The following is a 20,530-nucleotide window of genomic DNA, read 5'->3' as shown; positions in this document are numbered from 1 at the left end:
TTAAACCACTCGGCCCATTAGCGGATCGGTCTGCGTAGCTTGGCCTGTTTCAACCCTGCCTGCAAACCTCTTTTTAAATTGTGCAAAGCCGTTTGCTTTAACCGTTACATCGTACCAGCCGTAACTTTTTAATAAGTCGAGTTTTAAAGTTTGTGGAGCAAAGCTTTCGCGCTGTACCTCGAATTTTTTGGTTCCGGTTTTGTAGGCATTGTCGGTTACCTCTATTTTCAGAGGCGCGATCTTTCCGCTTATCGAAAATGTAAGTACGGCGTTACCGGTAGGCTTGCCGTCTTTAGTTTCATAAGTCAGCGCCGCGTATAGTCCCGGATCGTTTTTGTCACCTTTAAATTCGCGGTAAAATCCATTGGGGCCATATGCGCGCAAATGATAGTTGCCATCTTCAAAATCCTGCAGACTAAAAGTGTCTTGTAACTGGTCGCCGGGTTTGGCGGCGTAGTTCCATGTACGCGCCGCTTCGGTTGTCTGAGGGGCAGTAACAGATGTGTAATTACCAGGTGCATAAACCAGCAAAGGGCTGCCCGCCGACTGCTTGCCAAAAAATGTATTGCCCGCTTTAAATGTGAGCTTAAAGCTTTGACGATCTTCATCAAGCTGCCCGTCTACGTATAGTTCATATGGTAGGGCATTGGCTGGTTTAATACCCGGTTCCTGCCTGGCAAGTAATGGCGATGTAAGCGGATTTTTATTTACCGCTGTGATATCCTCCTGGCTAAACTTTTTAAAATCATCGGGCAGTTTTTTAAACTGTGCCTTGTGTATGTCCTCGGCCGATTGATCTTTATTTAAAAAGGTAAGCGCAGGCAGCTTCTCGCCGTTATAAGAGCGAAAAACAGAAGTAAGGTCACCGCAAACGGTTCGTCGCCATTCACTGATGTTCTCTTCCTTAATCTTTTTGCCGGTTTTATGCTGTAGCCAGTTTTCTAAAAATTGCAGGGTTGATGTGTGATCAAAAACTTCGGAGTTTACGTAACCACCCCGGCTCCAAGGCGATGCAACAATCATGGGCACCCTAAAGCCTAAGCCAATGGCGCTTTCACGTTTGTAATTATTAGGGAAACCTTTGCGGTCAAGCTCCTGGTCCAGCGTTACGAATTCAACGCGGGTATTTATCCCGTCAGATACCTTGCCTGTACCTTCCTTATGCGAGTGAGGCGCCACAAAGGGTGGAATGTGATCAAAGTAGCCGTCGTTTTCATCGTAATTGAGGATGAAGATGGTTTTTTTCCAAACCTCCGGGTTATGGGTAAGGATGTCCAGCACTTCCGACAGATACCAGGCGCCGTACCATGGCGCGCTTGGGTGGTCCGAAAAGTTTTCAGGCGCTGTTATCCATGACACGGTTGGCAATTTCCCGGTTTTTACATCCTGCCGAAATTGATAAAGCACATCCCCTTTAGGTACCTGCATACTGCGTTCGGTACCATTGTCGTCGTATTTAAGGGTAGCAAGTTTATGGTAATCAGCGTCACCCTGGTTTGTTGTAAAAGCTTTTTGATGCAAGCTTTTTTCGCGCGGTGTGAGTTTGTCAAAAGCACCGGGTTCAAAAATCCAGTTGTCTTTTTCAATTGATGCCTGTTCATTTTGTAATTGCTTCAGTTGCTTTTTTAACTTAAGTAGTTCTTTGCCCTCGGCAGCTGAGCCTTCAACTTTTGCCTGCGCATTTTTAATCAGCGCCGGAAGTTCTGCCCGGCGTTTTTTTAAATATGCAATGTGCTTGGCATGTAGTTTTACATTGTACTGCTTGAAAAATTCTAGGTTATTATCGGTAAAGTTACTTAGCCATGAATCTTCTTCGCCCTCAAACCCTACACCTACCGAAATTTCGTTTTGGTAGCATTTCCATGATATACCTGCATCTTCCAAACGCTCCGGAAAGGATGTCCAATCCTGTGAGCTAAAGTCTGAATCCTCGTTCCACACGTTTGCCCTCGAGTGTTCGTCCTGATCCTTGCGGATAGTGCCGCTCCATAAATAGTTCCGGTTTGGCGTTGTGCCGGTTAGCGATGAGCAGAAGTACTGATCACAAACGGTAAAAGCATCGGCCAGGGCATAGTTAAAGGGCAAATCCTGGCGGGTATGGTAACCCATGGTAAGGGGCATATCCTTATAATCGGGGTTGCCCGATTGCTTTTCAATAAGCCATTGATCGTGCTTGCCGTTGTTGTAGGCATTTACCTGGTTGTTCCAGCTATGCGGCAGCGAACTCATCCAGGTGGCTTTGGTGTTTTTTATATCAAGATGAAATGGGGCAAAGGTATCGCCCTTTTTGTTTGACTGCAGCCAAACCGGGTTTTTGTTTGGCAGGCTGATGGCACGCGGATCATTAAACCCGCGAACACCTTTTAATGTGCCAAAGCAATGATCGAATGAACGATTTTCCTGCATCAATATTACCACATGCTCGGCATCGCGCCAGGTGCTGCCCTGTGCAGGGTTTATGGCCATAGCCTTTTGTATAGATGCTGGCAAAATGCTGCTTAGGCCGGTAGCTCCTGCTAAAAAGGCGGCCTTTTTAAGAAAATCTCTTCTCGAATCACTCATAACACAAAATTATCAATCACAAATAAACTTATCAGCCGCTTAAATAACCGCTGCGTTATTTTTTTGTAAACTAAGTTTATAAAGTGACAGCCTGCCCATATCGTTTACCGTTATCTCTCCTTCGAACCCGAAGCCGCAACGCTTTAGTAAATTTTGCGACCGCAGGTTGTTTTGCGAGGTAGTGGCATAAAGTGTTGTGAGGTTGAAATGCTTTACAGCATAATCAAGTACTGCAAGGCAACTTTCGTAAGCAAGGCCCTTGCCTGCATAACCGGGCAAAAAGGCAAAGCCAAGGTCGGGTTGGTCAAGGTAATCACGCTTGAACAGGCCGCACATCCCTATTGGTTCGCCGGTTTTTAAAGCCACCAGCCAGGGGCCAAACCCATGTTTCGTATAATATGTTAAGGGTACGTTATTGATATAGGCCAATGCGTCGGCAAGTTCATTTATCTGAAAGTTGCCAATAAATTCCTGCCAGGTAGGGGTGTTCAGCAAATCATAAATAAAGGCATCATCAGTGTGGGTAAACTGGCGTAATATTAAATTCTCTGATTGTGCTATTGTACTCATCCTTAAAAATTAAACCCTAAGCTATTGCTTTTACCTTAAACATTTGCTTATTTGTATGCCACAAGCTTTATCTCTTTAGCTTTAAACCTACTATATGAAAAGATATTGCCTCACGCTTGACCTTAAAGATGATGCACAATTAATAGCCGAATATGAAGCGCATCACCATGCTGTTTGGCCTGAAATCAAAGAAAGCATCACCGGAGCAGGCATTACCGCTATGGAAATTTACCGCCTCGGCACGCGCCTTTTTATGATTATGGACACTACTGATGAGTTCAGCTTTGAACATAAGGCAGCTATGGACGAAGGTAATGCCAAAGTGCAGGAGTGGGAGGCCTTGATGTGGAAATACCAACAACCTTTGAAAGAGGCTGTCGCCGGAGAGAAATGGATGTTAATGGATAACATATTTACACTATAATACACTGCTATGATCAAAAAACTAACTCTTGCCGTACTGGTTGTGCTGTGCTGCTTAAGCAGCGCCTTTGCACAGGCAAAATACACACCAACTGTAGGGAACATGGCTGCACGCAGGCATTTCCAGGATATGAAATTTGGTTTGTTTATCCACTGGGGTATCTACAGTATTTTGGGGGACGGCGAATGGGTTATGAATCAGCGTAAAATTCCATATAATGATTATAAGCGGCTGGCCGATTTTTTTAATCCGCAGGAGTTTAATGCCAAAGAGTGGGTTGCATTTGCAAAAAAAGCGGGTATGAAATACATTACTGTTACATCGCGCCATCATGACGGCTTCAGTATGTTCAAAACAGGTTTGTCTGCTTACAATATTGTTGATGCCACACCTTACAAGAAAGACCCAATGATGGAGCTTGCCAAAGAGTGCGAAAAGGAAGGCATTGAGTTGCACTTTTATTACTCGCTGCTTGATTGGGGTAGGCCCGATTATGCTTACGGCACTACTGTAGTTGATGGCAAGCCGCAAGCTGGCGACTGGCTTGGTTATATTAATTTTATGAAAGGGCAGCTTACCGAGCTCATTACAAAATACCCAGGGGTAAAAGGTATTTGGTTTGACGGTAACTGGGAACGCCCAAAAGCCGATTGGCATTATGATGATATCTACGGAACTATACACAAATTAAATTCATCGATACTGATTGGTAATAATCACCACCTGGCACCAAAAGAGGGTGAAGATTTCCAGATGTTTGAAAAAGACCTGCCGGGTGCAAACACCACGGGCTTTAGTGCCGATTCAAAAATTGGTGAGCTACCACTTGAAACTTGTGAGACTATAAATGACAACTGGGGCTTTAACATTAAGGACGATCATTATAAATCAACCAAACAAATTATCCAATATCTGGTGAATGCTGCCGGGAAAAATGCAAACTTCCTGTTAAACATTGGCCCTATGCCTAATGGCAAAATACAGCCCGAATTTACCGATACGATGGCAGTAGTTGGCAAATGGGTTCAAAAAAATGGCGAAAGCATTTATGGAACACGCGGCGCTGTAGTGCCGGCACAGCAGTGGGGTGTGGTAACGGTAAAGGGTAAAACGATGTATGCACACATAACTACCGCACCTGCCGAAAAATATATTTTTATCCCAGATGTGAAAGGCACCGTCAAGAGTGCAGCACTACTGGCAGGCGGCCCTGCCATAAAATTTAAGCAACAGCCCGAAGGTTTGTTTGTTTATACCGATGGCCTAACACTTGACCCTATAGATACCATAGTGAAGCTTACGGTGAATTAAAACTTACATAACATTAGATTAGCGCCCCTGTTTTCAATTGAAGGCAGGGGCTTTTTTGTGAGATAGTGCTTTGTTATCCTGTGCGAGAGCGTATGGTCTGATAAAGCGCTATTTATACCGCTGCGCAGCAAATATGAGGGTGGTTCATTATCCTCAGTACAATAGGAGTAATTTGCAAATATTGCCTTTGTCATTCTGAGGTACGAAGAATTTGCTTACAAGCCTTTCTGTCGAAGAGTAGCTGCTTCACTATGTTCGGCATGACAACGTAATTTACTTATATACACTTACTCCAAAACAATCTAAAGCTTTTGATATTTATTATTTACTATGCATGCATAGTAAATTTATTTTTATTAGCTTTACATCAACCAATTATAAATCTACTTTTTAATGAATACCATGTTAACTGATAGCCCGGTTGAGGGTGCCTATAACTTTGATTTGACCGAAAACCAAAGGATGATAGGCCAAATGGCCAAAGACTTTGCCGAGCGTTACATTCGCCCCAATGTAATGAAGTGGGATGAAGAGCAATATTTTCCTGTGGAGCTGTTTAAGCAACTTGGCGAACAAGGCATGATGGGCGTTTTGGTGCCCGAAGAGTATGGCGGCTCGGGCTTTGGCTACGCAGAATACGTAACCGTTATAAGCGAGATTGCGAAAGTATGCGGCTCTATTGGCTTATCTGTTGCTGCGCATAATTCGTTGTGTACAGGCCATATTATGAATTTTGCAAACGAGGAGCAAAAACAACGCTGGCTTCCCAAACTGGCCACTGCTGAGTGGATAGGTGCCTGGGGGCTTACCGAAGCTAATACTGGCAGCGATGCTATGCGCATGGCTACCACTGCTGTATTAGATGGCGACCATTACATTATTAACGGATCGAAAAACTGGATAACGCATGGCAAAAGCGGCGATGTGGCCGTAGTAATGGTACGCACCGGCAGTAAAGGCGACTCGAAAGGTATATCGGCCATTGTTATTGAAAAAGGTACACCGGGTTTTAGCGCGGGTAAAAAGGAGAACAAGTTAGGGATGCGCGCATCCGAAACAACCGAGCTGATATTTGATAATTGCCGCGTGCCAAAGGAAAATCTTTTGGGTAATGAAGGTGATGGATTTGCACAGGCCATGAAGATATTGGATGGCGGCCGCATCTCTATCGCGGCACTATCATTAGGTATTGCCAAAGGCGCATTTGAGGCAGCTGTTAATTACTCTAAAGAGCGTCATCAGTTTGGCCAGCCTATAAGCAGTTTCCAGGGCATATCATTTAAACTGGCCGATATGGCTACCCAAATCGAGGCTGCTGAGTTGTTGATTATGCAGGCTGCCGATTTTAAGAACAGGCATCTGCCGGTTACCAAACAATCGGCAATGGCCAAATATTACGCATCGGAAGTGGCTGTGAGCGTGGCTAATGATGCCGTGCAAATTTTTGGCGGGTATGGTTACACAAAAGATTTCCCGGTAGAGAAATTTTACCGCGATGCCAAGCTGTGCACAATAGGCGAGGGTACCTCCGAGATACAGAAGATAGTAATAAGCCGAGAAGTGCTTAAATAATACTGATTATAGTTTTCAAATAAGTAAAAGTCCGCAGTTGATAAAGATTGCGGGCTTTTTATTTGACATAAAAAAAGCAGGTTTGGCCTTGCGCTATACCTGCTTCTCGTAAATCTTAATTAACTACTAACTGATCCGTTAATGAATCTGTTAATTAGCTACTTAACTGCATATTTATATTTTTAGTATAAATATTATTTTACAAATTAAAAATATTATTTAGCACGCATTCCCGCAAGACTTAGCCTGCCGCTTCCGCGCACATAAACACGGTAATAAACAAAGCCGATTGCTGCAACTATCCCAATGATGCCTTCAATTGCTACCGTAGTTTTGGCGCCTACAACCTCGGCCAATGCGCCAACTAACAAACTGCCCACAGGTATCACCCCTTGATAAGCCATTATGTAATAACTGATGGCTCTGCCACGCATATTTGGCGCAGCGTGTGTTTGTATGTAAGTATTAATGGCAGATGTTTGGGCCATCATGCCTACGCCACTAAGTACCATAAAAAACAACGATGCCGGCAGAAAACGGGTAAGCGACAACAACAGGATACCGGCACCAAACAATAGGCAAGCTACAATAGCTATCTTAATAAGATTCTCGCTCGTTTTTAAGTTGGCCAGATATACCGCGCTTATAAGTGCGCCAAGGCCAATGGCACTTTCAAATAAACTAAAGGTTTTTGCAGTGCCATGAAACAGATCTTTAGCAAAAATGGGCATTAAAGTGTTAAACGGGATCACGAACATGCTGCTTATGGCCAGTAATACAATAAGGCTGCTCAATTCCTTTTCTGATGATATGTATGAAAAGCCTTCTCTTAGCTCTACCCAAATCTTTTTCTCCGGCCGTTCTGTTACTGATGTGTTGATCCTCATTAGATATAAACAGATGAGCACGGGTATGTAACTTAAAAAGTTGCTTACAAAACAAAAGTCCTCACCTAACGTGCTCAATACAACACCGGCAATGGCAGGGCCTACAATGCGGGCCAGGTTGGTCATGCTGGAATTAAGGGCTATGGCGTTCGGTAAATCGGCAGGGTCGTCAACCATGTCAATCATTAGCGACTGGCGGCAGGTAACGTCAAAGGCATTTACCACACCCTGCACCAAGCTTAAAAAGATAATGCCCGTTATGCTGTAAAACTTAAAGTAGATCATGGCTGCCAGGGCAAACGCCTGTATCATTGATATGATCTGGGTATTTACCAAAGTCTTGAACCTGTCATGTCTGTCAATGAAGCTGCCCGCGTATGGTGGTAGTATAAGAGAGGGGATAAGGCTTACAAACGTTACCAGTCCAAGTAAAAAAGCTGATCCGGTTAAGCGATACACCAGCCAGGCCACTGCGGTTTTTTGCATCCAGGTGCCCATTAATGATATGGACTGGCCGTAAAAGAATAATTTAAAATTGCGGTATTTAAGAGATCGAAATATATTCATATAAAGTACTTGCAAAAGACTTTATCCTTTGCCGTCACAAATGTCCGCATTAAGCATATATTTGTAAAACGTTATTTTTCTATAACATCAATCGATAAAACCGATTTAAGAAAATGGAACTGCGTCAGCTCAGATATTTTATAAAGGCCAAAGAACTGCTCAATTTTACCGAGGCTGCAGATTCGCTTAACATCAGCCAAAGCACGCTCTCGCAACAGATAAAGCAGTTGGAAGATGAACTGGATATCCCGCTATTTAACAGAATAGGTAAACGTATAGCACTTACCGAGGCCGGGCAGTTGTTTTATAATTACGCACTGCAGAGCGTAAACCGCGCCAATAACGGTAAGCTGATGTTGCAGGAGTTGAACCAATTGCAGGCCGGCTCGTTAAACATTGGCGTAACTTATGGTTTGCGATATTTATTAACACCTGCATTGATGCGCTTTTTAAGAAAGTTCCCAAAAGTAAAAGTGCAGGTGGTGTTTGGCACGTCGGAAGAGTTGCGGCATAGGCTGCTTAGCCTGGAACTTGATATTTTGCTAACGTTTGAAGAGGTGGTGCATGATGCACATTTAACGTACGAGTTGTTGTTCGAGTCGCCGCTTTGTTTGGTATCATCAGCAAAAGACCCCGTAGCGCAGCATGATCAGGTGTTGTTAAAAGATGTGGTGGCGCTGCCCCTGGTGCTGCCATCAAATGGTTTCAGCACACGGGAGTTTATAAACAATACGCTGCTTCAAAATAAGCTATCGCCGAATATTGCGCTGGAGATTAATGATATCCCCACGCTGCTCGACCTTGTAAAGGCGGGCAACTGGTATACAATACTGGCCAAAACAACAGTAAAAGGTAGCGGACTAAGCGCAGTACCTATCAAGGGTAAAAATATGGTACGCAAGGCCATGATCATTACCATGACCGATGTTTATGAAAAGAAAGCCGTAGGGCAGTTCAGAAAATTTATGCTGGATGAGGTGAAGAGGCGGTAGGGATGCCCTCAAATAATTTAAAATGATTGCATGTTATTAATGTTTGCTATACGATTGATTATCACTTTAAAAAACTTTTTTGCAACTGCTTGAAAATCAAAAATAATGTTTGTACTTTTGCAGTCCCGAAATGCGGGATAACAACAAGTAAACAAAAAAGGAAAGAATGCCTACTATTCAGCAATTAGTTAGAAAAGGTAGAGTAGCTCTGGAAGACAAGAGTAAGTCTCCAGCGTTGGACAGCTGTCCACAGCGAAGAGGAGTATGCACCCGTGTGTATACCACTACCCCTAAAAAACCAAACTCAGCAATGCGTAAAGTTGCACGTGTGCGCCTTACAAATGGTAAAGAAGTTAACGCCTACATCCCAGGAGAGGGCCACAACTTACAAGAACACTCAATTGTTTTGATCCGTGGTGGTCGTGTTAAAGACTTACCGGGTGTACGTTACCACATCATCCGTGGTGCATTAGATACATCAGGTGTTGCCGGCCGTAACCAACGTCGTTCTAAATACGGAACCAAGCGTCCTAAACCAGGTCAGGTTGCTGCTGCTCCAACAAAAGGTAAAAAGAAATAATTAAGGAGGATAGAAAGCAATGAGAAAGTCAAAACCAAAAAAGAGAATTATCCTTCCTGATCCAAGGTTTAATGATACCCTGGTAACAAGGTTTGTAAATAACATGATGTATGATGGTAAAAAATCTACCGCATACGCTATATTTTATAACGCAGTTGACATCGTTGAGAAAAAAACCAACGAAAGCGGTTTAGATACCTGGAAAAAAGCGTTGAACAATGTAATGCCAGCTGTTGAAGTAAAAAGCCGCCGTGTTGGTGGTGCTAACTTCCAGGTGCCTACAGAGGTTCGTCCGGAGCGTAAAATTGCTTTGGGTATGAAATGGTTAATCAGCTATGCACGTCGTCGTGGTGAAAAAACCATGATGGAGAAATTAGCCGGCGAGATCATATCTGCTGCTAAAGGCGAAGGTGCTGCTGTTAAAAAGAAAGAAGATACGCACAAAATGGCTGAAGCCAACAAAGCGTTCTCTCACTTCCGTTTCTAATTAAAAGGGATTACACCGATATAAAAGGATTACACCGATTATATATTAAGATTACACTGATTTAGTAAGATTGCGTTTAAGCTGATTCTAAATCAGTGTAATCGTTTTATAAATTAGTGAAATCACAAAAAAAATAAAATGTCAAGAGATCTAAGATATACAAGAAACATAGGTATTGCCGCTCACATTGATGCCGGTAAAACCACTACAACAGAGCGTATATTGTACTACGCCGGTGTCAGCCACAAAATTGGCGAGGTACACGAAGGTGCAGCTACAATGGACTGGATGGCGCAAGAGCAGGAGCGTGGTATTACCATTACATCTGCTGCTACAACAGTTAACTGGAAATACAGGAACAACAGCTATCACATGAACATCATTGATACGCCAGGACACGTGGACTTTACCGTAGAGGTAAACCGTTCATTACGTGTTTTGGACGGCTTGGTTTTCTTGTTCTCTGCGGTTGATGGTGTTGAGCCTCAGTCAGAAACTAACTGGCGTTTGGCTAACAACTACAACGTTGCCCGTATTGGTTTCGTTAACAAAATGGACCGTAGCGGTGCCGACTTCTTAAAAGTTGTTAAGCAGGTACGTGATATGCTGGGCAGCCACGCTGTGCCATTGCAAATCCCTATCGGTGCCGAAGATCAATTTAAAGGTGTAGTTGATTTGATCAACTTCCGTGGTATTGTTTGGAACGAGCACGATAAAGGTATGACCTTTACCGAAGTGCCAATTCCTGATGATTTGGTTGACGAAGCTACTGAGTGGAGAGAGAAATTATTAGAAGCAGTTGCTGAGTACGACGATACATTGATGGAGAAATTCTTTGATGATCCAACTACCATCACTGAGCGCGAAGTATTGGACGCTTTACGCCAGGCTACTTTAGCTGGTAAAATTGTACCAATGACATGCGGTTCATCTTTCAAAAACAAAGGTGTACAAACCATGCTCGACTATGTGATGGAGTTACTTCCTTCACCTATGGACGTTGAAGGTATTGTTGGTACCAACCCTGATACAGGCGAAGAAATCCTTCGTAAACCAGATGTTAAAGAGCCATTTGCTGCATTAGCATTTAAAATCGCAACTGACCCATTCGTAGGTCGTCTGTGCTTTATCCGTGTTTACTCTGGTAACCTTGATGCAGGTTCGTATGTACACAACATGCGTTCAGATAACAAGGAGCGTATCTCTCGTATATTCCAGATGCATGCTAACAAGCAAAATCCTATCCCTAACGTAGGTGCCGGTGATATTGCTGCGGTAGTAGGTTTCAAGGATATCAAAACAGGTGATACCCTTTGCGACGAGAAACACCCTATCATCCTTGAGTCGATGAACTTCCCTGACCCGGTTATCGGTTTAGCTATCGAGCCAAAAACTCAGGCTGACGTTGACAAATTGGGTATGGCTTTAGGTAAACTTGCTGAAGAGGATCCAACCTTCCGTGTAAACTCTGATGAAGAGACAGGTCAAACTGTAATCAGCGGTATGGGCGAGCTTCACCTGGATATCATCATGGACCGTCTTAAACGCGAGTTTAAGGTTGAGGTTAACCAGGGTGCTCCACAGGTTGCTTACAAAGAGTCAATCACAGGTACTGTTCAACACCGCGAAACATACAAGAAACAAACTGGTGGTCGTGGTAAATTTGCTGATATTCAAGTTGTATTATCACCAAATGATGAAGGTAAAGAAGGCTTGCAATTTGTTAACGAGATCAGCGGTGGTTCAATCCCTCGTGAGTTTATCCCGTCTGTACAAAAAGGCTTCGAAGCTTCAATGCAGAACGGTGTATTAGCAGGTTTCCCATTAACCAGCTTAAAAGTACGCCTGATCGATGGTTCATTCCACGCGGTCGATTCAGATGCATTGTCATTTGAGCTTGCAGCTAAAATGGCTTACCGTGAAGCATTGCCGAAATGTAAACCGGTATTGCTTGAACCGATCATGAAAATCGAGATCCTTACCCCTGAAGAAAACATGGGTGATGTTATCGGTGACATGAACCGTCGTCGTGGCCAGCTTTTGGGTATGGACTCACGTAATGGTGCACAGGTAATTAAAGCTACTGTACCACTTTCAGAAATGTTTGGTTATGTAACGCAGTTACGTACTATCACTTCTGGCCGTGCTACTTCAACCATGGAGTTTGATCACTATGCTGAAGCACCACGTAACGTACAGGACGAAGTAGTTGCTAAAGCTAAAGGAAAAAAAGCTGCTGCTAACGCGTAAATTATAGATTAGTTGATTGAGTGATCAGAGATTGGTTACTCAGTCAACTTTTTAAAATAAACCGGCTGCCCTAATAAATAGCTCTTAGGAATAGCCATTAACAAACAATTAACATGAGCCAAAGAATCAGGATCAAATTAAAGTCTTACGACTACAACTTGGTAGATAAATCTGCTGAGAAGATCGTAAAAACTGTAAAGCCTACCGGTGCCGTAGTTAGCGGACCGCTTCCTTTACCAACCGAGAAAAAAATCTTCACTGTATTACGTTCACCACACGTAAACAAAAAGGCACGTGAGCAATTCCAATTATGCTCTTACAAGAGGTTATTGGATATCTACAGCTCAAACTCAAAAACTGTAGATGCTTTGATGAAGCTTGAATTGCCAAGCGGTGTTGAAGTTGAGATCAAAGTGTGATAGTACCGGAAGATCCGAAAATACAAAAGCCATCCTTGTTAAAGGGTGGCTTTTTTGCGTTAAATCGCATATCTTTAAAACATGCGAACCTTATCACTAATGATTGTTTTATTCATTGCTTCCTGCGCACCGGCCAATATAAGGCGGCAAATGCAAGCCACATACAAATGCCAGGCCCAATGGCGATATTTCAATTTAGATAAAGATTTAACAGCCTCGGTTATCGCTTACAACAAAGGCTTTTGCCACCTTGGCAATTCTAAAGTGGCTACCTCCGCAATAGTTATAACAAGCGAAGGTGATACGATCCGGGTACTGGAGTTCTGCGCCAAATCGAAATTTCGTAGGGTCGACAAAGTTAGCGTCACAAAATCAACAACTCCGGCGATAAATGATAGGGCGGCCTTAAACCTCGAGTTTGATTGTAAAGTTACGAAGACCTATTGTGCACATCTGGAAAAAATAAAATAGCAATAAGCTGAAAAAGCAATCCAGCTTATTGCATGCATGGGTTGATCACTTACGCCTGCTGCGGCGGGCCTGCTGGATCCATCCACATAACTTCCCAGTGGTGGCCATCAAGGTCGGCAAAGCTGTGCTGATACATAAAGCCGTAGTCTGTTGCCGGGTTAGGTATAGTTGCTCCGGCTGCCTCTGCCTTGGCCACCATGTCATCAACAGCTACTTTACTATCGGTAGATAAGCAAATGGTACATTCTATCTGCTTATGGGCGTCAATAATTTCTTTTTTAGTAAATGTTTGAAAAAACGGCCTTGTAAGCAGCATTACATAAATAGTATCACTTACAATCATGCAGGTTGCTTTTTCATCTGTGAATTGCGGGTTAAACGTATATCCAAGCCTGGTAAAAAACTCAACTGATTTGTTGAGGTCGGTAACAGGAAGGTTTACAAAAATTTGAGTTGCCATATTTTGAGTGTTTAGTTTACTCAAATATAAGCCGATAGAACTGCATGATAAACCTGTAATACAGACAAGTTAGCGGGGCAAATGCGACAAACTATAGCTCATCAATAAAGCCGGCTTCATCCAGGAAGCTAAGCCAAACACCCTCAAGTTCATCTACCAGGTGCCGTCTTATAGAAATTCCTGAAGCCTGCGGTGTCCAGGTTTGTTCCGCAAGATTGCCGGTTTTAAGTATATCCAAAGATAATATTGGTTGTTTATCGGGATTTAGCAAAACATCAAGCTTGATTTTGATGCGATGATGAGTTCGGCCTTTACGTGAAGCGAGAAATGGTTCGGATGATATATAACCCGAAGCAAATATTCCTTTCGGCTCAACACCTACGCGAACGATATATGCCCTATCACCGGGCTTGATGGTTTTGTGGCTTGCAACGCTCCAGTTATCTTCCAATTCGCCGGTAGTTTTTAGCTTTTCAATATCATCGTCGATATTTTCCCATGCAAATTTATGAGGATTCCAGCCAAAGAGGTACGCTTTGCCCCCTAACCCCCTGAAGTGGGAATCGAAATCAGAAAATGTAAATTGATCTGTCATCTTTTACGCACCTTTCAAAGGGCAGGTTCGCCTAGCTGTTGCCTAACAATTCGTCAAGCTTATTGCGTTCGGTTTGCAGCTCACGGGCAAGTTTCTTTTCTTTCTCGTTGGCTTTGGCTTTATAAGTTTTGTACTCCTCGTCGAGCTCATTGTAAAGCTTAATACGATATTTTGCTTCGCGGCTATGAGCGCCAGATCGGGCCAGCACAATTGCAGCAACGGCACCAAATACAATTACCAAACCCCACATGATCCAGTTGTAGGTGGTTTTTTTCATGGGGATGCCAAGAAGGCTCACTTCATCAACTTTGGCTTGCGCCTGTACTAATGATTGATCTTTATTATTTGCAGTGGCTTTTAACGTATCTATAGTTTGGGCTTGCTGCGCAAGGGTTGCCTGGGCCGCCTTTAGTTGTTTACGTGTGGTAGATAGCGTATCATTATAGTTTTTAACCAGTGCCGATACAAGTGGCTGCTGGTAGTTGTAAACCTTGGTAAGCAGGTATTGGTATTGCCCGCGCAAGCTTTTATCAACAGGTGCGGCAGGGGCAGCAGGCTGGCGATAGCTGCCGGAATTAACTGCCGGGCTACCTGCCGTTGCGGGTTTAACATACGGGGTGTATTTTTTGGGTGCAACAGTGGCCGGCTTAGCAGGAGCTTTCCTTTTAATACTGTCCTGCGCCTGTACTGCATTGCTGCATGTTATTAAAACTGCCAAAATAAACGCGCGTAGTGTTAAAAGCTTTATCATGTATGTAAAGGGTTTGGAAGGCGGACAGCCGTTTGTAGTTTAACGTTATTTTTTAATGTAAAGTTTAAACAAAATTGGCGGTATAGGTTTGCCTGGTTTTTATCTGTTTATTTCTGTAAAATTTGATTTTACTTTTTAAATGTATAAAAAAGGATGTTAACAGCCTATAAATGCGCGGTTTTTTATAAAAGCATTTATCTTAGTCGCTTTAACTGTAGATATGCAAATTGGTTTTATTGGCTTGGGTGATATGGGGCGTTTGTACGCAAAGGCCTTTGCCGCGGCAGGTTATATTGTATGTGGTTGCGACCTCCCTGCTAACCGTGATAAGCTGGAAGGTGAACTAAGCCCGCTTGGTATTACCGTTATGGAAAACGGCAAAGACGTGGCTCGCGTAAGCGACCTTGTAATTTACTCGGTAGAGGCCGAAAAATTGGAGCAGGTAGTTGCCGAGTGTGGTCCGTCTACTAAATATGGTGCCATAGTTGCCGGGCAAACATCTGTAAAGCATCCCGAGATTGCCATCTTCGAAAAACACCTGCCTGCCGATGCACAGATCATAACTTTTCATGCCATGCACGGTCCCGGGTTTGAGCCAAAAGGGCAGAAGCTGATTTTGATACCGCACAGGGGTAGTAAAGATGCATACCAGCGGATGTATAGTCTATTTGCCCAGTTGCAGACTGACATAGTTGAAATAGCTGACTATCATGAGCACGATAAGATAGTAGCAGATACGCAAGCGGTTACACACGTGGGCTTCGAGAGCATGGGTACGGCCTGGAAATCTGCCGGGTTTTTTCCGTGGGAAAACGCTTCTTATGTAGGAGGCATAGATAATGTTAAGATTCTGACCACGCTCCGGATATTTAGTTACAAGGCCCACGTCTACGCCGGGCTTGCTATATTAAATCCTTACGCGCGCCAGCAGGTAAGGCAGTATGCAAATTCGGAGTCGGAGTTGTTCAAGCTGATGATCAAGGAGGAGGAACAGGCTTTCAGAGATAGACTGTACAAGGCCCGGGATTTCGTATTTCATGAAAGCCGCAAACCCATTATGTTTAATGATGATATCATGCGCGAATTTTCGCTTTCGCCTGATGCCGGTCATCAAAAGCCCAATTCGCACCTTAGCATACTAAGCATGGTTGATGCATGGTACCACCTTGGCGTAAACCCGTATGACAATCTAATTTGCCAGACTCCGCCTTTCCGCCTGCGCCTGGGTATTGCCGAATATCTTTTTAAAAACGAAGCGCTGCTGGAAGAATCCATTGAAACGGCCCTTTACGATAAAACCATCCGTGGCGATGATTTAGAGTTTCACTCTGCAGTGCGCGAATGGAGCGCCATCATAGGTTATGGAGATATGGAAGGCTACAAAAAACACTTTAACGAAGTGCAGCAATTTTTTGACGGCCGCCTTGAAGAAGGCAAAAAGCAAAGCGCCGAATTGATAAGAAGGTTGATGGAATAGAATAAAAGCCCTCGTTAAATTCATTAACAAGGGCTTTTACTTATATAAGGGTGTTGTGTAACTATTTTAATTTGGCAACAAGAGCAAATTGTTTTTTAAACATCTCGGCATTTTTGGATTTGATTTCGCAATCGAAATTGCCTGAAGAAGACTCAATTCGTAAAAACGTAAGCGCTGTTGTAGAAAGTTTCTCAATATCCTCCGGCGTTAAATCATAAATACCAAAAGCGCTTCCATTCGTTATTACGTTGTCGCCGGCAAGGAACGCTCCAGATCGGCCAATATCATTTGTAGCACATACAAGGGTTATAGTAGTATTGTCACTTAGCTTTAAATAAGCCTTATCGTCCTTGGTAAGCATAAAAACACTACGCTGATTTGTTGTTTGCGGATTTAGTATCAAAGCTTTTCCAAGCTTGTTGACCTTAACCCAGGTAATAACACCCTCGGCCTGTCCGGTTAGATAATTACCATGGATATACAGTTTTTCTTTAGATGTATTCCATGTTGTGTCGCCGGTAATTTTGTCAACCGCAGGTTTCAGCAGCTTTTGCGCGAATAGTGTTGTAGGCAGTACTGTGATAAGAATCAGTAAAAATTTTTTCATGAATTAATTTAGGAATTGGTAATTAAATATTCTTCTAAATTATATTAAAATTTATCAAATCCTAAAAAAATTAGTAATTAATCTTCCCTTAGCCGCTCATCTGTATAATGGATAGCCGTTTTGTGGTGGGCTACAGGTTTGCCGTTTTCATCGAGGGCTACAAAAACAATTTTGTCAACCGTTACAATAACTTTCTGGGTAATTTTATTGCGTACCTGGCAAGCTAAAGTAATTGAGGTGTTGCCAAAATGAGTTGCTTTTATACCAAGTTCTACAATATCGCCCTGCTTGGCCGAGCTGATGAAGTTAATTTCTGACATGTATTTGGTAACACAACCATTAGTTTGGAGTTGTATAATGGCATAAATTGCAGCTTCCTCGTCAATCCAGCTTAGCAGGCGCCCGCCGAATAGTGTGCCATGTGCATTTAAGTCCTCCGGTTTTACCCATTTACGCGTGTAAAAATTCATGCAGGCAAAGTAACGCAAATGTGGGTGCTTGTAAAAGTTAAATCAAATAAAAGCCGCTGCTACTCATCTTCAGTATAATCATCTATTTGGCCCCACTTGTATCTTAGGTCGTTGATTTTTTGCGTGGTATTGTATATCCGGGTTCGGTATTTTAGTTTATCATCTTCCAAAAATTCCTGGTAAACCAGCTTGTAAACTTCGCATTCCATCATTGCTATTTTGGAGCGGATGGCTGCAATTTCTTTTTGTTTTTTTGGCAACGTCAAGCCGCTTAGCTTTCTGGCAAGTGTATGAAGCGTATCCATCTTTAGCAATGCGCTGTTTTTAAGCAGCAGCAGCCGCTCGTCGCGGTTAAGGCTATCAGTCTGATAAAAATCTTTGATAAGAGCCGAAGAGATTTTTTCCGTCTGTCGGTTTATCTCTTTGTACTCCTTTATTTGATAAGCTGGAGCTAGCATAAGGCATGCCGCCGTATATACTATGGCCACAGCGCTTGCAGCTACAGCTACAAAGTTTCGCTGTTGTGTCTGCAATCCGTAGTAAGCAAGTAACCCTAGTATATATCCCGAAACCACGCCGCCTAGATGTGCGGCATGATCCACATGTTTGCCGATAGGAATAATGCAGAATGCTACAAATATTGCAGTGCTTATAAGCAGCGCCCTGCGGGCGTTGCGTTCATAAAAATTGGTGCTTAGCAATGCCAACAGCACACCAAATAAACCAAATATAGCTCCCGACGCACCGGCCATAATTTTACTGGTGTGCCAAACTACTGATGTTATGCTTGCGCAAAGGCCGGTCAGTAAATACAATAACAGGAAATTCCATCGGCCAAGTTTGCTTTCTATAAGCGAGCCTATGTAAATCAGCGCAATCATGTTACCAGCTATATGCAGTAATGAAAAGTGCAGAAAGGTACTGGTTATCAAACGCCAAATGTCGCCATTCAACACCTGTGCCCGGTTGCTGAAGCCAAACGACAAGTATATGTCTTCCATGTTAATTGGCGGTGCTGTTTCGCTGCGCTCTCGGGCGACTGAAAGCATTGCCACCACCCTGGCAAGCATCATTACATAACTTATTATAAATACGGCAATGTTTGCAAGAACAAGTATTGGCGTTACCGAATAGCCCGGCTTTGGCGTAAATACTGATAGGAAGCGTTTAAGTTTACCCTTGTAACCAAGCGGCGGATTGCTAAAGCTAACAAACTGATTTTCAGGTATGCTTGCTATAAGTTCATCGGTATCTGTTTGCAGGGTATGCTGTAAGTGAAACTCGATATACGTTATCTCATTATAAAGCAGTTCTAGGTTTTTCTCGTTCTTTTCATAATCGGTAAATAGCATCTGATAGCCTACGCACTCACTTTTAACATGGGCATGATCGTCTATAATCCGAACCGAAATCTCTTCGGAGTAGGATTGCCATGATATATTAGTGTAACCTATAATACCATCGCGATCAAAGTAACTTATGTGCCAGCCAAGGCTGTTAAAAGCGTGGTAAAGGAGGGTTAAATAGTGGTCGGTATTATAATTATTGAGTGGTATAACCGCGGTTTTGCGCGGCGAAATGCCCCAGGCCATGTGTTTAAAATTTAGGAGGTTGGCAGTAAATATAAATTATTGCGGTTAACTGTGCAATTGGTGCCTGATAATCACAGCTGTTCGGGCCAAAATGCGGGCGCTGTAAATATTTAAAAATAATTTAGTAACTATTTGAGAGTTAACACAAAATTCCTATCTTTGCCGTCCCTTAAGGGGAGTAATATGCCTTGAACGAAGCCCTACTGCTTCGATGGGCACAAAATAAATTAAATAAAATGTCAGGAATTATTGGTAAAAAAGTAGGAATGACCAGCATTTTCGATGAGACAGGCAAGAATATCCCTTGCACCGTTATCGAAGCTGGCCCTTGCGTGGTAACCCAAATCAGGTCTGTAGAAACAGACGGATACGCTGCTGTTCAGCTGGCGTATGGCGAAAAAAAGGAAAAAAACACCTCGGCTCCTTTAAAAGGACACTTCCAAAAAGCTGGTACTGCTCCAAAACGTAAACTTGTTGAATTCAAAACTTTTGAAGACGAAAAAAATCTTGGTGACACTGTTACCGTAGAGATTTTCTCGGCAGGTGATTTTGTTGACGTGGTTGGTACCTCTAAAGGTAAAGGTTTTCAGGGTGTTGTAAAGCGTCACGGTTTTGGCGGTGTGGGTATGCAAACTCACGGTCAGCACAACCGTTTACGTGCGCCAGGTTCATTGGGTGCTTCATCATGGCCTTCACGCGTATTTAAAGGTATGCGCATGGCTGGTCAAACAGGTAATGCACGTGTTAAAGTACAAAACCTACAAGTGGTTAAAGTATTTGCAGAGCAAAACCTATTGGTAGTTAAAGGTTCCATTCCAGGAGCTAAGGGATCATTCGTAATAGTGGATAAATAACATGGAAGTTAACGTATTAAACGTATCAGGTAAAGAAACAGGTGCCAAGGTGCAGCTTCCTGAGTCCGTATTCGGTGTAGAGCCAAATGATCATGCCATCTATTTAGATGTTAAGCAGTTCTTAGCAAACCAACGCCAGGGTACGCACAAAGCAAAACAACGTAATGAAATTGCAGGTTCAACCCGCAAATTACATAAACAAAAAGGTACAGGCGGCGCCCGTGCAGGTAGCATCAAATCGCCATTGTTTAATGGTGGTGGCCGTGTATTTGGCCCGCAACCGCGCGACTATAGCTTTAAGTTGAACAAAAAACTTAAATCATTGGCCCGCAAATCAGCCTTGTCATACAAAGCTCAGGATAACAACATCCTGGTATTGGAAGATTTCAATTTCGATTCTATCAAAACCAAGAACTACATCCAGCTTGTAGCAGACCTTAACGTAACTAACGAGAAAACTTTGTTGGTACTACCGGCTGCAAATAACAATGTGTATTTATCAAGCAGAAACCTGAAAAAAGCAAAGGTTATCACTGCCGATCAGTTAAACACTTATGATGTGTTAAACGCAGGCAAACTTTTGTTAACAACAGGCGCTGTTAAAACTTTGGAGGAAGCATTAGCTAAGTAAT

20 protein-coding genes are annotated in these 20,530 nt (G+C 43.0%); 11 read left to right on the top strand and 9 right to left on the bottom strand.

Going from position 1 to position 20,530, the window contains the following annotated elements; genetic code table 11:
• Both FPZ43_RS14790 and FPZ43_RS14785 read right to left on the bottom strand, forming a co-directional pair.
• Positions 1 to 2,562 carry a phosphocholine-specific phospholipase C gene (locus FPZ43_RS14790; RefSeq protein ID WP_146382705.1) on the bottom strand — a complete coding sequence of 854 codons (2,562 nt, stop codon included), beginning with the start codon at positions 2,560 to 2,562 and terminating at the stop codon, positions 1 to 3.
• Positions 2,563 to 2,601: 39 nt separating this feature from the next.
• Complete coding sequence (locus FPZ43_RS14785; RefSeq protein ID WP_222430985.1) at positions 2,602 to 3,132, bottom strand: GNAT family N-acetyltransferase; 531 nt, start codon at positions 3,130 to 3,132, stop codon at positions 2,602 to 2,604.
• A gap of 94 nt (positions 3,133 to 3,226) precedes the next feature.
• Here FPZ43_RS14785 and FPZ43_RS14780 point away from each other — a divergent pair, with 94 nt between their 5' ends.
• The 3 genes from FPZ43_RS14780 (at position 3,227) to FPZ43_RS14770 (ending at position 6,439) form a co-directional block, all read left to right on the top strand.
• On the top strand, positions 3,227 to 3,556 hold the full coding sequence (locus FPZ43_RS14780; RefSeq protein WP_146382704.1) for an L-rhamnose mutarotase: 330 nt from the start codon (positions 3,227 to 3,229) through the stop codon (positions 3,554 to 3,556).
• Between the two features lie 9 nt (positions 3,557 to 3,565).
• Entirely contained in the window at positions 3,566 to 4,867 is a 1,302-nt protein-coding gene (locus FPZ43_RS14775) for an alpha-L-fucosidase (RefSeq protein WP_146382703.1), read from the top strand.
• Positions 4,868 to 5,260: 393 nt separating this feature from the next.
• Positions 5,261 to 6,439: an acyl-CoA dehydrogenase family protein gene (locus tag FPZ43_RS14770; protein WP_146382702.1), complete on the top strand. Its 1,179-nt coding sequence runs from the start codon at positions 5,261 to 5,263 to the stop codon at positions 6,437 to 6,439.
• 215 nt (positions 6,440 to 6,654) lie between these two features.
• Here the strand turns inward: FPZ43_RS14770 and FPZ43_RS14765 are convergent, their stop codons facing one another.
• Complete coding sequence (locus FPZ43_RS14765) at positions 6,655 to 7,893, bottom strand: MFS transporter (protein WP_186461851.1); 1,239 nt, start codon at positions 7,891 to 7,893, stop codon at positions 6,655 to 6,657.
• A 113-nt stretch (positions 7,894 to 8,006) separates the two neighbouring features.
• On the opposite strand from FPZ43_RS14765, the gene FPZ43_RS14760 reads away from it, so the two are divergent.
• The 5 genes from FPZ43_RS14760 to rpsJ all read left to right on the top strand — a co-directional run bounded on the left by FPZ43_RS14760 (position 8,007) and on the right by rpsJ (position 12,621).
• The gene (locus tag FPZ43_RS14760; RefSeq protein ID WP_146382701.1) at positions 8,007 to 8,885 is read left to right on the top strand and encodes a LysR substrate-binding domain-containing protein; all 879 of its coding nucleotides are present in this window, start codon (positions 8,007 to 8,009) and stop codon (positions 8,883 to 8,885) included.
• 166 nt (positions 8,886 to 9,051) lie between these two features.
• Positions 9,052 to 9,465 carry a 30S ribosomal protein S12 gene (gene rpsL, locus FPZ43_RS14755; protein ID WP_022830655.1) on the top strand — a complete coding sequence of 138 codons (414 nt, stop codon included), beginning with the start codon at positions 9,052 to 9,054 and terminating at the stop codon, positions 9,463 to 9,465.
• Positions 9,466 to 9,484: 19 nt separating this feature from the next.
• Positions 9,485 to 9,952 (top strand): 30S ribosomal protein S7, encoded by a 468-nt coding sequence (gene rpsG / locus FPZ43_RS14750; protein ID WP_146382700.1) that lies wholly within the window; start codon positions 9,485 to 9,487, stop codon positions 9,950 to 9,952.
• A 138-nt stretch (positions 9,953 to 10,090) separates the two neighbouring features.
• A complete protein-coding gene (gene fusA, locus FPZ43_RS14745; protein ID WP_146382699.1) occupies positions 10,091 to 12,202 on the top strand; it encodes an elongation factor G in 2,112 nt (703 codons plus the stop codon).
• Positions 12,203 to 12,315: 113 nt separating this feature from the next.
• Entirely contained in the window at positions 12,316 to 12,621 is a 306-nt protein-coding gene (gene rpsJ / locus FPZ43_RS14740; RefSeq protein ID WP_022830652.1) for a 30S ribosomal protein S10, read from the top strand.
• Positions 12,622 to 13,141: 520 nt separating this feature from the next.
• Here rpsJ and FPZ43_RS14735 read toward each other — a convergent pair.
• The 3 genes from FPZ43_RS14735 to FPZ43_RS14725 form a co-directional block, all read right to left on the bottom strand.
• Positions 13,142 to 13,552, bottom strand: a complete 411-nt coding sequence (locus FPZ43_RS14735; RefSeq protein ID WP_146382698.1) for a VOC family protein — start codon at positions 13,550 to 13,552, stop codon at positions 13,142 to 13,144.
• Positions 13,553 to 13,643: 91 nt separating this feature from the next.
• On the bottom strand, positions 13,644 to 14,147 hold the full coding sequence (locus FPZ43_RS14730; RefSeq protein WP_146382697.1) for a hypothetical protein: 504 nt from the start codon (positions 14,145 to 14,147) through the stop codon (positions 13,644 to 13,646).
• A gap of 31 nt (positions 14,148 to 14,178) precedes the next feature.
• A complete protein-coding gene (locus tag FPZ43_RS14725; protein ID WP_146382696.1) occupies positions 14,179 to 14,898 on the bottom strand; it encodes a hypothetical protein in 720 nt (239 codons plus the stop codon).
• Between the two features lie 220 nt (positions 14,899 to 15,118).
• Between FPZ43_RS14725 and FPZ43_RS14720 the strand changes: the two genes are divergently transcribed.
• Complete coding sequence (locus FPZ43_RS14720; RefSeq protein WP_146382695.1) at positions 15,119 to 16,375, top strand: prephenate dehydrogenase; 1,257 nt, start codon at positions 15,119 to 15,121, stop codon at positions 16,373 to 16,375.
• Positions 16,376 to 16,436: 61 nt separating this feature from the next.
• Here the strand turns inward: FPZ43_RS14720 and FPZ43_RS14715 are convergent, their stop codons facing one another.
• The 3 genes from FPZ43_RS14715 to FPZ43_RS14705 all read right to left on the bottom strand — a co-directional run bounded on the left by FPZ43_RS14715 (position 16,437) and on the right by FPZ43_RS14705 (position 19,044).
• On the bottom strand, positions 16,437 to 16,982 hold the full coding sequence (locus tag FPZ43_RS14715; protein ID WP_146382694.1) for a hypothetical protein: 546 nt from the start codon (positions 16,980 to 16,982) through the stop codon (positions 16,437 to 16,439).
• A 77-nt stretch (positions 16,983 to 17,059) separates the two neighbouring features.
• Positions 17,060 to 17,452: an acyl-CoA thioesterase gene (locus tag FPZ43_RS14710; protein WP_146382693.1), complete on the bottom strand. Its 393-nt coding sequence runs from the start codon at positions 17,450 to 17,452 to the stop codon at positions 17,060 to 17,062.
• A gap of 59 nt (positions 17,453 to 17,511) precedes the next feature.
• Positions 17,512 to 19,044: a rhomboid family intramembrane serine protease gene (locus tag FPZ43_RS14705; protein WP_146382692.1), complete on the bottom strand. Its 1,533-nt coding sequence runs from the start codon at positions 19,042 to 19,044 to the stop codon at positions 17,512 to 17,514.
• Positions 19,045 to 19,280: 236 nt separating this feature from the next.
• On the opposite strand from FPZ43_RS14705, the gene rplC reads away from it, so the two are divergent.
• Both rplC and rplD read left to right on the top strand, forming a co-directional pair.
• Positions 19,281 to 19,898: a 50S ribosomal protein L3 gene (gene rplC, locus FPZ43_RS14700; RefSeq protein WP_146382691.1), complete on the top strand. Its 618-nt coding sequence runs from the start codon at positions 19,281 to 19,283 to the stop codon at positions 19,896 to 19,898.
• A gap of 1 nt (position 19,899) precedes the next feature.
• Entirely contained in the window at positions 19,900 to 20,529 is a 630-nt protein-coding gene (gene rplD, locus FPZ43_RS14695) for a 50S ribosomal protein L4 (protein ID WP_146382690.1), read from the top strand.
• The last annotated feature ends 1 nt before the right edge of the window (position 20,530 follow it).

The organism is Mucilaginibacter pallidiroseus, from assembly GCF_007846085.1.
In the GTDB taxonomy this organism is placed as follows: domain Bacteria; phylum Bacteroidota; class Bacteroidia; order Sphingobacteriales; family Sphingobacteriaceae; genus Mucilaginibacter; species Mucilaginibacter pallidiroseus.
This window is presented reverse-complemented; position numbering and strand designations above follow the sequence as displayed.

What these genes read in the sequence shown, in the direction of transcription:
- rpsG (WP_146382700.1), top strand. Translation starts at nt 9,485, where the DNA reads ATGAGAAAGTCAAAACCAAAAAAGAGAATTATCCTTCCTGATCCAAGG.
- FPZ43_RS14705 (WP_146382692.1), bottom strand. Translation starts at nt 19,044, where the DNA reads ATGGCCTGGGGCATTTCGCCGCGCAAAACCGCGGTTATACCACTCAAT.
- FPZ43_RS14725 (WP_146382696.1), bottom strand. Translation starts at nt 14,898, where the DNA reads ATGATAAAGCTTTTAACACTACGCGCGTTTATTTTGGCAGTTTTAATA.
- FPZ43_RS14790 (WP_146382705.1), bottom strand. Translation starts at nt 2,562, where the DNA reads ATGAGTGATTCGAGAAGAGATTTTCTTAAAAAGGCCGCCTTTTTAGCA.
- FPZ43_RS14760 (WP_146382701.1), top strand. Translation starts at nt 8,007, where the DNA reads ATGGAACTGCGTCAGCTCAGATATTTTATAAAGGCCAAAGAACTGCTC.
- fusA (WP_146382699.1), top strand. Translation starts at nt 10,091, where the DNA reads ATGTCAAGAGATCTAAGATATACAAGAAACATAGGTATTGCCGCTCAC.
- FPZ43_RS14735 (WP_146382698.1), bottom strand. Translation starts at nt 13,552, where the DNA reads ATGGCAACTCAAATTTTTGTAAACCTTCCTGTTACCGACCTCAACAAA.
- FPZ43_RS14765 (WP_186461851.1), bottom strand. Translation starts at nt 7,893, where the DNA reads ATGAATATATTTCGATCTCTTAAATACCGCAATTTTAAATTATTCTTT.
- rpsL (WP_022830655.1), top strand. Translation starts at nt 9,052, where the DNA reads ATGCCTACTATTCAGCAATTAGTTAGAAAAGGTAGAGTAGCTCTGGAA.
- FPZ43_RS14775 (WP_146382703.1), top strand. Translation starts at nt 3,566, where the DNA reads ATGATCAAAAAACTAACTCTTGCCGTACTGGTTGTGCTGTGCTGCTTA.
- FPZ43_RS14785 (WP_222430985.1), bottom strand. Translation starts at nt 3,132, where the DNA reads ATGAGTACAATAGCACAATCAGAGAATTTAATATTACGCCAGTTTACC.
- rplD (WP_146382690.1), top strand. Translation starts at nt 19,900, where the DNA reads ATGGAAGTTAACGTATTAAACGTATCAGGTAAAGAAACAGGTGCCAAG.
- FPZ43_RS14780 (WP_146382704.1), top strand. Translation starts at nt 3,227, where the DNA reads ATGAAAAGATATTGCCTCACGCTTGACCTTAAAGATGATGCACAATTA.
- rplC (WP_146382691.1), top strand. Translation starts at nt 19,281, where the DNA reads ATGTCAGGAATTATTGGTAAAAAAGTAGGAATGACCAGCATTTTCGAT.
- FPZ43_RS14770 (WP_146382702.1), top strand. Translation starts at nt 5,261, where the DNA reads ATGAATACCATGTTAACTGATAGCCCGGTTGAGGGTGCCTATAACTTT.
- FPZ43_RS14730 (WP_146382697.1), bottom strand. Translation starts at nt 14,147, where the DNA reads ATGACAGATCAATTTACATTTTCTGATTTCGATTCCCACTTCAGGGGG.
- FPZ43_RS14720 (WP_146382695.1), top strand. Translation starts at nt 15,119, where the DNA reads ATGCAAATTGGTTTTATTGGCTTGGGTGATATGGGGCGTTTGTACGCA.
- rpsJ (WP_022830652.1), top strand. Translation starts at nt 12,316, where the DNA reads ATGAGCCAAAGAATCAGGATCAAATTAAAGTCTTACGACTACAACTTG.
- FPZ43_RS14710 (WP_146382693.1), bottom strand. Translation starts at nt 17,452, where the DNA reads ATGAATTTTTACACGCGTAAATGGGTAAAACCGGAGGACTTAAATGCA.
- FPZ43_RS14715 (WP_146382694.1), bottom strand. Translation starts at nt 16,982, where the DNA reads ATGAAAAAATTTTTACTGATTCTTATCACAGTACTGCCTACAACACTA.